The organism is Maribacter arenosus, assembly GCF_014610845.1.
Classification (GTDB): domain Bacteria; phylum Bacteroidota; class Bacteroidia; order Flavobacteriales; family Flavobacteriaceae; genus Maribacter_A; species Maribacter_A arenosus.
In genome coordinates this window covers 142,329-156,745 of sequence record NZ_JABTCG010000001.1, presented here as the reverse complement: position 1 = coordinate 156,745, position 14,417 = coordinate 142,329, and the positions used below count along the sequence as shown (strand labels likewise).

The following is a 14,417-nucleotide window of genomic DNA, read 5'->3' as shown; positions in this document are numbered from 1 at the left end:
TATGATAAGAATTAAATCCTCGGTGGTACTCATGGCTTTTTTGGCATCATACTTCGCCATAAGTCAAACTTTTACGGCCCAAGACACCTTAAGAGGCAGCATATCCCCTGAACGAGCGTGGTGGGATTTGAATTATTACGAATTAAATATTGAGGTACGACCCGATGAAAAATTCATTGCGGGCAGTAATCTTATCCGGTATCGGGTATTGGATGAACAAAAAATTATGCAGATCGACCTACAACCCCCACTGAAAATCGATAAGGTAACCCAAGATGGGAAATCCCTGCGGATAACCAGCAATGGAAATGCCCATTTCATCAAGCTTAAAAAGAAGCAGAAAAAAGGGGATTATAATACAATAATCGTGTATTATTCGGGACATCCTAAGGAGGCTATTCGTGCCCCATGGGATGGTGGTTTTTCATGGAAAAAAGATGGTAATGGCAAACATTTCATCGCCACCAGTTGTCAAGGTCTTGGCGCCAGCGTTTGGTGGCCCAATAAAGACCATATGTACGACGAGGTCGACAGTATGGCCATAATCGTTAAAGCACCCAAAGGCCTTATGAATATATCGAACGGCCGCTTGCGCAAAGTCGACAAAGCTACTAATACCTACCATTGGTTCGTTGCCAACCCAATTAATAATTATGGGGTGAACGTGAATATTGGGGATTATATCCATTTTGGCGAAAAATACCAAGGGGAAAAAGGTTTGTTGGATATGGACTATTACGTGTTGCGCGACCATTTAGACCAAGCAAAAAAACAATTTAAACAAGCCCCTATGACCCTTAGGGCCTTTGAACATTGGTTCGGCCCCTACCCTTTCTATGAAGATGGTTATAAATTGGTCGAGGTGCCCTACTTGGGTATGGAGCACCAAAGTTCGGTCACTTATGGCAACCAGTATCAAAATGGGTATTTGGGCAGTGACCTTTCGGGCACAGGTTGGGGATTACAATTCGATTTTATCATCGTACATGAATCTGGACATGAATGGTTTGCCAATAATATTACCTATGAGGATGTTGCCGATATGTGGGTACACGAAGGCTTTACCTCCTATTCCGAAAATCTTTTTTTGGATTACCATTTTGGTACCGCGGCAGCGGAGGAATATGTTATTGGATTGCGGAGGAACATTAAAAACGACATTCCGGTCATCGGCCCTTATGGGGTAAATAAGGAAGGCTCGGGCGATATGTATTACAAAGGCTCCAATATGCTACATACCATTCGCCAATTGGTCGGCGATGATGAAAAGTGGCGCCAGATTTTACGAGGGTTGAACGCTGATTTTTACCACCAAACCGTTACCTCAAACCAAATTGAAACATACCTCAGTGACAAAACCGGGCTGGATCTTACCGCGATTTTCAACCAATATTTACGTACCACTATGCTTCCGGTTTTGGAATATGGGATTAAGGACGGTAAATTAAGCTATAGATATACAAATGTAGTTGACGGATTTGTCATGCCGATACGCATTTTTGTTGAAGGAAAAAGCCTTTGGCTAAACCCCAGTGGCGATTGGAAAACGAAGGAGTTAGGAGGTGATCTCGCGACCCTACAAATTGACAAAAACTTCTTTGTTGAAATTTTAGAAACAAATTATTAGTTACAGATTAGGAATATAGATACAAGTATTCATATAGTTCGTAGGCTGAAATTTTTAGAACGATATATCAAGTAATATGACAAAGAGTATTAAAAATAATTTGATAACCTATTCTATTCTTCTTTGTGTCGCATGTGTCGGGATTTTCTATGGTAATGCTATTTTCTCAAATTTTAAATTCCTTCGGGTTTGGGAGGTTACAAATATTTTAATATTACTCATTGGGATACCCTTTTTATTTTTTCAGGAAAAAGCAAAACTGCCAAATTTTTGGCAGGATAATATTACCCATAAAAAGAGGTTCTTATTTCCAATTGCAATAGGTATTGTTTTTGGCATATTGGATGTTTTAGTTTTCAAATCAATATTACATCCTGAACCTTATCAAGAGCTGCCGCCCTTTGTTCAACCTTTCCCATATTCGATTTTTATATATATTTCCGGGGCGTTCGAAGTGGAGGTATTTTATAGACTTATACCGCTTACCCTTATTTTACTATTTGGGAATTGGTACAAGGACGGGGAATATTATAATACATTTTTCTGGGCAGGAGCTATACTCACAGCAATCAGGGAACCTTTAGAACAACTTCCAGAAGGGAATGTTCTACTCCTTACATATAGTTTATTTACAGGTCTCTTAATGAATTTTTTACAGGCAATATGGTATCGTAAAGCCGGTTTTTTGGCAACGCTTTCAATTCGCCTTGGGCATTATTTAATATGGCACATTTTGCTTGGGGTATATATTCAATATACGGATTTGCTCAGATAACCGATAAAACTACCGCCAACATTTTATAACCGTTATGCAACTTTTGATTTGACAGGGTTTGTATGAATTTGCACAATATAATAATAGCTTACTTGGCCCATTAACCAAATTAATCATTATGAAATATAATAGATACATCAATAATACGCCCCTGGTTTCTGAAATTGGACTTGGTGGATGGCAGTTGGGACATAATTCAGGATATCAGGGTATGTCAGAAAAAGATGCTTTGGAACTAATTGAAAAATCATTGGAATACGGGATCAATTTTTTTGATACGGCACCAAATTATGGAAATGGCACAAGTGAAGAAAGACTTGGTAAAGCACTGAAGGGTATTGATAAAAGTAAAATTGTAATCAATACAAAATTCGGACATACTGATTCGGGAATCACTAATTTCAATTCGGATTATATTCGGGATTCTTTGGAGGGAAGCCTAAAAAGGTTACAAGTTGATTATGTTGATTCGCTTATTGTCCATAATCCACCTTCCGAGTTTCTCGATGGCAATAAAAATGACCATTATGAGATCTTGGAACGATTAATTGACGAGGGAAAAATAAAAGCATATGGAGCATCTTTAGACACTTATAAAGATATAAAGCTGCTATTGAACACCACTAATGCTAAAGTGATTGAGGTTTTTTTCAATATGCTACATCAGGATTCATCACAGGCTTTTGATTTAGCAATGGAAAAAGAAGTTGGTGTCATAGGTAAAATCCCTCTCGATTCAGGTTGGTTGTCTGGGAAGTACAACGCTGAAAGCACCTTTTATGACATCAGAAGCCGCTGGTCCAGACAGGATATTCAAACCAGGGCACATCTGGTTAATAGGGTAAAAGAAATTGTCCAGGCAAATAATAATCTTGCACAAAAAGCAATTTCATTTTGTCTGGCCTATGATGCCGTTTCCACAGTAATCCCAGGAAATGCGAATGTAGCTCAGTTAACAAGTAATGTGGAAAGTGCAAACAACCCGATTTCAAGGGAAGTTGTTGATACACTGGAGGATTTTTATCAAAATGAAGTAAAGCATCTTAATCTTCCGTGGTAAACAACAGTCTTGTTTGAGAAATGGGATTCTTATAACTGCACAAGGACAGAATTAACACCTGGTCTATGCCAGAAATTAACACTTATGTTGCCCAAGTAATATAATGCACTTAACAGGTGGTACTAAAAATAATATTATTACATAAATATAATTAGTCGTAACTTGAAAATGGTACGTTTCAAAATACCAATTAAAAAGCAAAATAATGAGAAACATAACCTGTCTTTTAATTTTTTCCCTTGTAATTACTGGAATTTCATATTCCCAAGAAATCAATAAAAACTTCAAATGGCCCAAAAATAAAAAGGCTGCAGTATGTCTAACTTTTGATGATGGGCAAGATTCGCATCTTGATAAGGCCATACCCTTGTTAGATTCATTTAATACAAAGGGAACCTTTTATTGCCCAGGAAATTCCAGCTCCCTGCAAGAGCGAACATCGGAATGGAGAAATATTGTTAAATCTGGTCACGAACTCGGAAATCATTCACTATTTCATCCATGCGATGGTAAAATACATGATTGGGTCAAACCTGAATATGATTTAAACTCATACACTTTAGAAAGGATAAAATCAGAATTGTATACTGCCAATTCCCTTTTAAAGGCGGTTGATGGGAATACGAACCGAACCTATGCCTATACATGTTCCAATTATGAAGTTCAAGGTGACACTTCATATGTTTTTATCGTAAGGGAATTATTCACCGCAGCTAGAAGTGATGGCCCAATACCTAAAAACATGGCTGAAGTGGATGTATATTATATGCCCAGTTGGGATGTAGATAACGAGGATGGAAAAGAACTAATCGCTTATGTAAAAGAAGCGAGGAAAAATGGCACAATAGCTACTTTTATGTTTCACAGTGTCGGTGGGGGATATTTGAATGTTTCCATGGAAGCATTAACCGAATTGTTGACCTTTCTTAAGGAGAATGAACAAGACTATTGGGTTGATACTTTTCAAAATGTGACTGAATATATTTCCTTGAATAATCTTCAAGAATAACAATTAGAATGGCAACCATTTAACGCATTTATGCCATTGGCGCAATTGTATAATAACTACTGAACAGTTGCCAAATTTGGCAATGATGTAGGTGGTTTTATCTTGCCCAACTCTTTCAATCTTCGAAAATGGGAAGCAAGGGCACTGAAAACATTGGGTTTCAGGTTATAGGTAAATCCATATTCTTCAGCAGTGGCCTTAATAATACTGGCAATGGCAGGGTAATGTACATGGCATATATTTTGAAATATATGGTGCTCGATTTGAAAATCCAACCCACCAATATACCAGCTGAACAGACCGTTCCTTCTACCAAAATCCGAAGTGGTATTTAATTGGTGTACCAGCCAATCGTTTTTGATTTGTTGGTCCTTATCTGCAAGTAGTTGATGCGTACCTTCAACCACATGTGCCATTTGAAATACCGTACTCATGATCATTCCAGCGGTGATATGCAGGGCAATAAAACCAATCAATATCTGCCAAAAAGCAAAATCGGTAAAATATAAGGGCAGACCTATGATAACTGCAAAGTAGACGATTTTAATGGCTATAAGTTTTATCAACTGCCATGTTGGATCTACATTCTGTTCTTCGGTGATGCCTTTTTTGTTATACTCCAACAAAACTCCGATTTCACCGAACAACCGGGCAAATGTCATAAGTCCATAAAGTGGAAAGGCGTAGAAATGCTGATATCGATGGTACTTTTTTAGTGGACCGTATTCGCACAAACGTATAATCTTTAGGTTTGAAATATCCGGATCATAATTGAAAATATTGGTGAACGTATGATGCTTTATGTTATGCTGAATTTTCCAATTAAAGATATTACTGCCAAGGAGGAACATGGTAGACGAAGCGAGATCATTTACCCATTTTTTTGAAGAATAGGCATGGTGCACCCCATCATGCATGATCGACATACCGACCCCGGCCTCCCCTATACCCATGATAATGGCTAAACCCAATGCGGTCCATGCCGATACTGGCGTGGTGAGCAAGATGATAAAAGGCACTATATAAATACATAATATAACAACCGACTTCAGGTACATAGTATAATTGCCATAAATAGATTTATTATTGTCTTTAAAATAGGCACGTACCCGTTTTCTAACCTCAAAGGCAAACTCCCGTTCCTTTTTGTTTTCCCTGACGAACTTAATGGTTTCCATAATGCCGGAATAAAATTAAAATTTTGTTGAAATTTATCTAAAAACCACCCTTCCAAGCAATGATTTTGGTCAATTCGAATAAATTTTTTGAACGTTGCATGTCCCCATTTTTAGTTCGGAAAGAACAGGTGCTGTTCTGAAGATCCTATTACCGGAATCATCGTTTGGTATCATTATAAAATGAAGAAACCGCTTCCAAACATTCCTAAAAGCTAATTGGTTGATGAAAATTAAAGGCCTTTACCATGTCCATTCCTTTTTAGGTCAACACCTTGATTCACATTGAGGGCATTATTCATCCTCTTGCCCAAATTCAACAATCATGAACTGATTTCTGCGAAAGCGCAACAATCCGCATAACCATAGTATAAAGAACTTAAAACCCATATGGTAAAGAAATGAGATTGTTCTTAGGACCATAAGGGTCCCAACCAAAATTCAATGAATCTTTTTAATTTCTAATTTTTATCAAGTAACTTGCCCATTTTATGGCCGATGGGACGAATTCATTCAGTGGTTTAAGCCCTTGGCCATTTAAACCAAAAGTGTAAAATCCCTTATTCTTCAAAATTATAGTTACATGAATCCCTTTAAATCTCTTGTCGCTTGCCATATGTTATTGCTCTTTATGGCTTGTGGGAGCGGAAATACCAACCCCACTTCATTGTTCGAAATTCAGTTGGAAGGCAACAAAACCGATTTTCAACAGCATGAGACCGTAGGCGTTGCCATCAAAAACAAAAAAGATAAATCCATTACCTCGGTGTCCTACGCAATCGATGGCAAAGCACTCGAAGTAAATGGGAATAAAATAACGTTCGACCTCACCACCTTGGGCAATAAAACCTTAAAGGCAACTATCAACTACGATGATAGCAGCGCTGAAGTTTCCAAGAACATTAAAGTACTGGCCCCACACCCACCCGCATTATATACTTATGAAATCATCGAAGAATACCCCCATGATATAAAAGCGTATACACAAGGTTTGGAATTTTATGAAGGGGTACTTTATGAAAGCACAGGTAAAAAGGGAAAATCTTCGTTAAGAAAAGTCGATTTCAAAACAGGGGAAGTACTAAAGCAAATAGATTTGGAAGCTTCCCAATTCGGAGAAGGGATCACCATCATGAACGGGAAAATCTATCAACTCACCTGGCAAAGCGGAATTGGTTTAATATATGATCTTGAAAAATTCGTAAAAACTGGTAGTTTTCAATATGGTGAAAGCAAGGAAGGATGGGGACTTTGCCATGATAATCAAAAAATTTATAAGAGCGATGGTACTGAAAAAATATGGTTTTTAAACCCCGAAACACTTGCCGAAGAAGACTATATTGAAATCGTCACCAATAAATCTGTATTCAATATGGCCAATGAATTGGAGTACGTAGATGGAAAAATCTATGCCAATGTATACCAAAAACCCAGTATGATGATCATCGATGCCCAAAGCGGGGCTATTGAAGGTGTCATAAATTTTGGGGGATTAAAGGAAAAAGTCACCCAACATAAAGAACTGGATGTGCTTAATGGAGTGGCGTATCATCCCGAGCGGAAAACCTTTTTTGTTACCGGGAAAAACTGGGATACATTGTTCGAGGTGAAAATGATCAAGAAATAATGGAGTCCTACGAAAAAAGAATCAAGGTCACCAAAAAGGATTTGGATGAATTAAACCATGTCAACAATGTACGCTATGTGCAATGGATCCAGGATATTTCAAAAGAACATTGGCAAACGGTCGCACCTGATGAAATGAAGGCAGGTATTCTTTGGGTGGTCAAAAAACACACAATAGACTATTTCAGTTCCGCAGTCGAAGGCGATGAGATTTTAGTTAGGACGTTTATCGCGAATACGAAAGGGGCTATTTCTGTGCGTTGTGTGGAAATGTACCATCATGAAACAAATCAGCTTTTGGTACGTTCCCTTACTGAATGGTGCTTGCTTAATGCCTTGACCTTAAAACCCATTCGTATCTCAGAGGCTATAAAAAGTATCTTTGTACCTGATTAATGGACGGTAACTATGCAGCGGATCATATTGCTTTTATCTGCTCTGATCATTTTGATGATCTGGAGCTCCTGCAGAAAGGATTTTGAGTACACCCCAAATCCCGGTAATTTGGAGTTTTCCAAAGACACCGTATTTCTAGATACCGTATTTTCCAATATTTCCAGCAGCACATATACCTTAAAAGTATATAATACGAATCGGGATGCCATCGAGATTCCTACCATACGCTTAAAACAAGGCCAGAATAGTTTTTATAGATTGAATGTGGATGGGGTTGCCGGAAAGGAATTTACGAACATCCCTATTTTGGCCCAAGATAGCCTCTACATTTTTATTGAAACCACGGTAGAACTTTCCAAGGGTATGGAAAACGAATTTTTATATATCGATGCTATTGCTTTTGAAGGTGGGATGACCACACAGGAGGTACAATTGGTAACCTTGGTCAAAGACGCTGTTTTTCTTTATCCCGCGACCTTGGCTGACGGTACCAAGGAAACCCTTGATTTAGAAATGGGTTTAAATGGGGCGCCTGTTCAAGTGGAAGGGTTTTATTTAAAGGATGACCAATTACATTTCAATAAGGATAAACCTTATGTGGTCTATGGATATGCTGTTGTCCCGGAAAACAAGACCTTACTCATAGATGCAGGGAGCCGCATCCATTTTCATAAAGACTCCGGCATTTATATTGAAAACGGGGCTTCCCTACAAATTAATGGAAGTCAAAGTTTAGATCAAGAGCTTTTAGAAAATGAGGTAATTCTCGAAGGAGACCGTTTAGAACCCGAGTATTCGGAAATTCCTGCACAATGGGGTACTATTTGGATCGCAGAAGGTAGTATGGATAATACTATAACGTATGCGACCCTTAAAAATGCTACTGTAGCACTTATGGTTGTGGGAGATGGTATGTTGCAAACCCCTACCCTGACGCTTCGAAATACAAAACTACATAATAGTTCGAGTACCAACCTGTGGGCCAAAGGCGCCTATGTGATTGCGGAAAATACCGTTTTGGGAGGTGCTGGCCGTAATGCGTTACGATGCGAACTTGGTGGTCGTTATGAATTTACCCATTGTACCATTGCCAATTATTGGTCACACGGTCAAAGGAAAGGGACCGCGCTCTATCTCGGCAATTACACCGCCACGGATTCAGGGGATCTGGTTTCGGCCCAATTCAATAATTGTATCATAGATGGTAGTGCACTTATTGAAATTTCACTTCAACATAACGAATCGAATGCTTTTAATTTTACTTTCGACCATTCCCTTATAAAATTCACGGATTCCGCCGGTCAATTCTCAGATGATATTTTGTACGATTTTACTGATATTACCAAATATAATAATGTATATCTAAATCAAAATACTGATTTTAAGGATGTTATACGAAATAAATTCTGGATAGGGGAAGCCTCTTCGGCTAGGGACAAAGCCCTTTTAGAAAATGCCCTAAAGGTACCTTTTGATATTCTAGGCACCAGTAGAACGGACAATCCGGATATCGGGGCTTATGAATATACGTCTGAAGATTAGATTGTTATAAATTCATAGCTATTTAGAAGTATTTTCTTTCATTCAATTATAATTTTGTAAATTATAAAGACAAACCTTATTTTTTATAAGGTTTTCCTAAGCCCCCGGTCCACCCACTGTCATAACTTTGCTATTAAATAGCTAATACATTGGATTTCAATTACTCCATTATCGATTCTGACGCCACTTCCAATCTGCAATTGCAGCATTTTTTGGAAGAATATGGGGATTTTTCGTGCGTTGCCTTAGCTAAAAATAGTAACGACGGTCTAAATTCTATATTAAAATTTACCCCCGACGTCGTTTTTGTGAACCTGAATGAAAATGCTTCGGAATATTTTCAAATGGTCATGGAATTACACCAGTATATCAAGAATCTACCCATCTTCATAGGCATAGCAAAGACCAAGGAATACGCCTATCAGGCCATTAAGAATGGGTTTTTCGATTATTGGTTAAAACCTTATAACGAATTTGATATTCGCAAATCCTTGTTGCGTCTTAAGAAATACATGCCCGAGCCTGCCCAAGTTAATTTGCGGCCAGAAACCATTTGTTTAAAATCGTATCGCGATTTCCAATACCTGAACACCCGGGATATTCTGTATCTTAAAGCGGACAACAATACAACGGAATTTGTGATGAAAGATGGCAGTATTGTACATGCCTATAAAACCTTGAAAACCTTCGAGGATCAATTACCCCAAGGATTTATCCGTATCCATCAGAGTTATATCGTGAATACGAACTACATTTCAGGGATTAGTTATGGCAAGTCGGTCTGTACCCTAAATCTGCGGAACTTGCAATTACCCTTTTCAAAGTCCTACAAAACCAATGTGGATGACGTAAAGGATCATTTATCAAAAAACACCATTCCGGCTGTTAATTGATTAAATTCTCTCAAAACCGAGTGATATACTCCTAAAACCCGGTCAATTACTCACACCTTTTTAACCTACCCCTTTTCCCTTCGGAAGGGTATTAGTTTTACAACATAATAAACTAAAACCACTAATAAAAACAAAATTTAAGATTATGAGAAGAGCACTAGGTATTTTAGCAGTAGTTGCCTTGACGATGGGATTAATGGCTACAACAACAGAAAATGAAATTCAAGAACAAGAAGTAATCACGTGCGACGATTGCTCACATGATAAAGACGAACGGGAAGCTGTGGCTTGTGATGATTGCTCACATGATAAAGACGAACGGGAAGCGGTGGCCTGTGACGACTGCTCACATGATAAAGACGAACGGGAAGCGGTGGCCTGTGATGATTGCTCACATGATAAAGACGAACGGGAAGCTGTGGCTTGTGATGATTGCTCACATGATAAAGACGAACGGGAAGCTATTGCCTATTGTGATGATTGCTCTCATGATAAAGACGAACGGGAAGCTATTGCCTATTGTGATGATTGCTCTCATGATAAAGACGAACGGGAAGCTATTGCCTATTGTGATGATTGCTCTCATGATAAAGACGAACGGGAAGCATAATATAGATTTCTTATCGAAACAAAAAGGTCCTGATCTTTCAAAGATTAGGACCTTTTTGTTTACATTAGTAGTATAATGTTCAGAATACAACCAACTATAATTCCACTGATAATTTCAATATTGCTATGGATCTATTTTTCCTTGGCCATGAATTCCTGTACCCACACCAATAAAGATCCGGAAGTCGGCCTAAGTATTGAAAACGATAGTGTTTTAAGTTTGGTTGAACAAGGCAGAAATACCGAGTTCGCAAAAGAAGAAAGAGCCAAGTTCTTGGAGAAAGCCCTTAAGGCAACTAACATGAGTGAATCCGATAGTTTAAAGAACATCTATTATTCTAGACTCTCCTTTGCCTATTTTAAACTCATGGATTCCATACGGTTTAGGTCTATCAACCAAAAATCCCTTGCATTGGCAAAAAAGGTCAAGGATACACTAACGGAAGCGTATGCCCATTGGGATTTGGCCTCTTTTTTCGATAAAATTGCTGTAAAGGACAGTGCCTTTTTCCATTATTCCGAGGCTCAAAAGTTATTTGATGATTTGGACAATAATTTATTGTCAGGTAGAGTATTCTATAACATGGCAGCTATACAAACGGAAATCAAAGATTATACGGGGGCCGAGATCAATGCCTTTAAGGCCATTGAATTGTTAAAGCCTTTAGATGAAAATTTTAGGCTTTATAACTGTTACAGTTTATTAGGATCGATTTCAAAGGAGCTAAAGGAGTTTGATCGATCCTTGACTTATTTTAATACAGCTGATGAATTTCTCGGCAGAATTGACGGTGAACAAGAACGGAAAATTTATAGTAGCCAATTGCAGAATAATATTGGCAATGTCTTTAAGGACCAAGGGGATTTTGAAAAAGCCAAAGAATATTACGGGAGGGCCTTGAACACTTACGACAGTTTAAGATTTCATCGACCAAAGGAGTATGCGCGCTATTTGGATAATTTGACATTTACCCGTTTTAACTTGGGGGATACGCTCCGGGTAAAAAAGGAATTGGAAACGGCCCTTCAAATTTGGGAAGAAGTAGGTGATATCGAAGGGCTATCTTTAAGCCAGTTTACCCTCGCCGAATTCTATTTGTCACAAAAAGATACGGCAAACGCCTTGGCCAGTGCCCAAAAGGCCAAAACCTATGCGTTAGAAGCATCTAACAATAAACGTTTGTTGGCCTCCCTCGGGCTATTGGCCCGACTCGATCCCAAAAACACCCTTAACTATACACAGGACTACATTGCACTATCCGATAGTTTAGTACAGGTAGAACGACAGAATCGTAATAAGTTTACCCGTATTCGCTTTGAAACCGACGAGTTTATTGCCGAAAATGAAGCGCTTGCACGTAAAAAACAAATCTGGACGGGCGTAGCATTCGGCATCTTTTTATTGGGGGTAGCAGTCTATGTCATCATCTATCAACGGGCCAAAAACCAAGCGTTACGATTCCAACAACAGCAACAGGCTAGTAACCAGGAAATATTTGATCTGATGTTGTCCCAAAAACAAAAAATAGAGGAGACGAAAAAAGCGGAACAAAAACGAATTTCGGAGGAATTGCACGACGGCGTTCTCGGCAAGATGTTGGGTGCCCGAATGGTACTTACCGGTTTGAACAAAATAAACAATGAAGAAGCCATAGCCGAAAGGGCAAAAGCCATTGCGGCCTTACAGAATGTTGAGGGTGAAGTACGTGCCATATCCCATGAATTAAGTCATGCAGCCTATCACAAAATCAATAATTTTATCAATTCAATCCAAGAATTATTGAAGAACATTAGCAGTGCGAATGGCCTTCACTTTACTTTTGAGTTTGATGATTCCTATGATTGGGATGCCATGAAAGGGGAAATCAAAATCAACCTTTATCGTATGGTGCAAGAGATTATGCAAAATGCCGTAAAACACGCGGAATGTAAGAATATTTTGGTTAGTTTTGTACGTACGAATTCCATATTAACAGTGACCATTGCCGATGATGGTAAAGGGTATGTAACGAAGTCTGGCAAAAAAGGAATTGGTATGCGAAACATTGATTCAAGGGTAAGCAAACTTGGTGGTACCTGGGGAATTGAAAGTGAGCTAAATAAGGGAACGAAAATAACCTTGCACTTGCCCCTTGAGGATGAAGTAACACTACCTCGGATGATGGATGAACAGCAGGATTTAAAGAAAATAGGATAGTACTAATAGGGGAATTATGAAGACCGTACGACTTTTATCGGTAGACGACCATGCCATGACGGCCATGGGGTATAAATATATATTGGAGGGTTCAGAATTTGACGGATTTGAAGTAAAGGTAGATACCGTAAACACTTTTGAAGGGGCAATAGAGAAAATTGATTTTTCCGCCCGTTCGGTTCCCTACGATATTCTCTTATTGGATATATCGCTCTTTCCAGCCCATTCAAACGACACTCGAAGTGGTGAGGATATAGGCATTTATGCGAGAAAGAAAGTGCCTTCCTCAAAAGTTGTCTTTATGTCCTCTTTTAGTGATAGTTACCGTATAAATAGCCTATTTAAAACGGTAGACCCTGATGGGTATATGGTAAAATCGGAAATCGATGAGAAATCGTTGTGTGCAATGGTACGAACCGTATTAGACCGGCCACCTTATTACACGGCCAGTGCCTTATCGGCCATCCGTAAAAAAATGGCCAATGATTTTGACCTTGTAGACGAAACCGATAAAAAGATCTTACATTATATCTCTACCGGAACACGCACCAAGGATATCGGTCCCTTGATCTCGGTGGCACCTACTACGGTCGAATCCAGAAAAAGACAATTGAAGCAACTTTTTGGTATTGAACATGGCAACGATATAGAGCTTATTGAGGAGGCCAGAAAACGAGGGTTCATATAATCCAAAATTTTAACAATTTTATTGATTTTATAAAAGTCTGTTTTTCAGACTTTTACATATATTGATTATCGATTTCAAGGAAAACCTCATAAAAAATAAGGTTTTCATAAGTACTATTGGCCATACATAGAAGTAAATTTGTGGTTATTCCAAACCCAATTACGCTTCGTTTATGTCTTTTAACCCAGAGGATTTCGAAAACCGCCTTCCGGTAAGGAAAACCAAAGAGGTGTCATTCAATGGGCTTTCCCATTTTATAAATACCCTTGAAAAGCATTTTTTCTCGAATATTTCCGTACGAGATAACTCTTCAAACGACAAACAAATCAATTTGGTCATAGAAATGAACTGTAATTTGACCTTGATGGACATGGTCATACATTCATCGAAACAAGTTTGGGGATCTTTTAATCATTTTAAATACTCCCTTGCCGAAGAAATCCAATTGTTGGAAGAGGTCAATGATGTTTCTTTCGATGTAGATGAGTTTTTGATCAACCTTAAAGATACCAGTATAATTATCAATAAAATCTACAATAAAAGTATATCCGATCAATTGGATAATATTTTCCTTAATCTGGAAAAACACTACCTACAATTGACCAAAGGAAATGTAGAAATACCCTATGAGATTTTCGTAGCTGTTTTTGAGGAAGAGATCATACCCGCAGATCTGGTTATTGCGAATACCGAAAAGACCCAGAAAAACTATTCCAGTTATTGGGCCCTTTATTTTGATTCAGAGAAAGATGCGGTAATATATGACCTGAACAATGCCAAATTCATTTATGAGGATTTACATATGTTAAACGAATAGTTT

13 protein-coding genes are annotated in these 14,417 nt (G+C 38.4%); 12 read left to right on the top strand and 1 reads right to left on the bottom strand.

Annotation, left to right across the window (positions count from 1 at the left end):
• Nucleotide 1 precedes the first annotated feature (1 nt).
• The 4 genes from HPE63_RS00755 (at nt 2) to HPE63_RS00740 (ending at nt 4,471) form a co-directional block, all read left to right on the top strand.
• Complete coding sequence (locus HPE63_RS00755) at nt 2-1,627, top strand: M1 family metallopeptidase (protein ID WP_188312321.1); 1,626 nt, start codon at nt 2-4, stop codon at nt 1,625-1,627.
• A gap of 76 nt (nt 1,628-1,703) precedes the next feature.
• Nucleotides 1,704-2,402 (top strand): hypothetical protein, encoded by a 699-nt coding sequence (locus HPE63_RS00750; RefSeq protein ID WP_188312320.1) that lies wholly within the window; start codon nt 1,704-1,706, stop codon nt 2,400-2,402.
• Nucleotides 2,403-2,520: 118 nt separating this feature from the next.
• A complete protein-coding gene (locus tag HPE63_RS00745) occupies nt 2,521-3,462 on the top strand; it encodes an aldo/keto reductase (protein WP_188312319.1) in 942 nt (313 codons plus the stop codon).
• 205 nt (nt 3,463-3,667) lie between these two features.
• Nucleotides 3,668-4,471, top strand: coding sequence for a polysaccharide deacetylase family protein (locus HPE63_RS00740; protein ID WP_188312318.1), 804 nt, complete (start codon nt 3,668-3,670; stop codon nt 4,469-4,471).
• A 56-nt stretch (nt 4,472-4,527) separates the two neighbouring features.
• On the opposite strand, the gene HPE63_RS00735 is transcribed toward HPE63_RS00740, so the two are convergent.
• Nucleotides 4,528-5,649 carry a fatty acid desaturase family protein gene (locus HPE63_RS00735; protein WP_188312317.1) on the bottom strand — a complete coding sequence of 374 codons (1,122 nt, stop codon included), beginning with the start codon at nt 5,647-5,649 and terminating at the stop codon, nt 4,528-4,530.
• Between the two features lie 580 nt (nt 5,650-6,229).
• On the opposite strand from HPE63_RS00735, the gene HPE63_RS00730 reads away from it, so the two are divergent.
• The 8 genes from HPE63_RS00730 to HPE63_RS00695 all read left to right on the top strand — a co-directional run bounded on the left by HPE63_RS00730 (nt 6,230) and on the right by HPE63_RS00695 (nt 14,414).
• A complete protein-coding gene (locus tag HPE63_RS00730; protein ID WP_188312316.1) occupies nt 6,230-7,273 on the top strand; it encodes a glutaminyl-peptide cyclotransferase in 1,044 nt (347 codons plus the stop codon).
• Nucleotides 7,273-7,668, top strand: a complete 396-nt coding sequence (locus HPE63_RS00725) for an acyl-CoA thioesterase (RefSeq protein WP_188312315.1) — start codon at nt 7,273-7,275, stop codon at nt 7,666-7,668. The genes HPE63_RS00730 and HPE63_RS00725 overlap by 1 nt, the downstream gene beginning before the upstream one ends.
• Nucleotides 7,669-7,680: 12 nt before the next feature.
• Complete coding sequence (locus HPE63_RS00720) at nt 7,681-9,210, top strand: hypothetical protein (protein WP_188312314.1); 1,530 nt, start codon at nt 7,681-7,683, stop codon at nt 9,208-9,210.
• Nucleotides 9,211-9,359: 149 nt separating this feature from the next.
• Nucleotides 9,360-10,103: a LytR/AlgR family response regulator transcription factor gene (locus HPE63_RS00715; RefSeq protein ID WP_188312313.1), complete on the top strand. Its 744-nt coding sequence runs from the start codon at nt 9,360-9,362 to the stop codon at nt 10,101-10,103.
• A gap of 145 nt (nt 10,104-10,248) precedes the next feature.
• Nucleotides 10,249-10,713 (top strand): hypothetical protein, encoded by a 465-nt coding sequence (locus HPE63_RS00710; protein WP_188312312.1) that lies wholly within the window; start codon nt 10,249-10,251, stop codon nt 10,711-10,713.
• 75 nt (nt 10,714-10,788) lie between these two features.
• Nucleotides 10,789-12,909, top strand: a complete 2,121-nt coding sequence (locus HPE63_RS00705; RefSeq protein WP_188312311.1) for a tetratricopeptide repeat-containing sensor histidine kinase — start codon at nt 10,789-10,791, stop codon at nt 12,907-12,909.
• 16 nt (nt 12,910-12,925) lie between these two features.
• A complete protein-coding gene (locus HPE63_RS00700) occupies nt 12,926-13,597 on the top strand; it encodes a response regulator transcription factor (RefSeq protein WP_188312310.1) in 672 nt (223 codons plus the stop codon).
• A gap of 172 nt (nt 13,598-13,769) precedes the next feature.
• Nucleotides 13,770-14,414: a hypothetical protein gene (locus tag HPE63_RS00695; RefSeq protein ID WP_188312309.1), complete on the top strand. Its 645-nt coding sequence runs from the start codon at nt 13,770-13,772 to the stop codon at nt 14,412-14,414.
• Nucleotides 14,415-14,417: the final 3 nt, after the last annotated feature.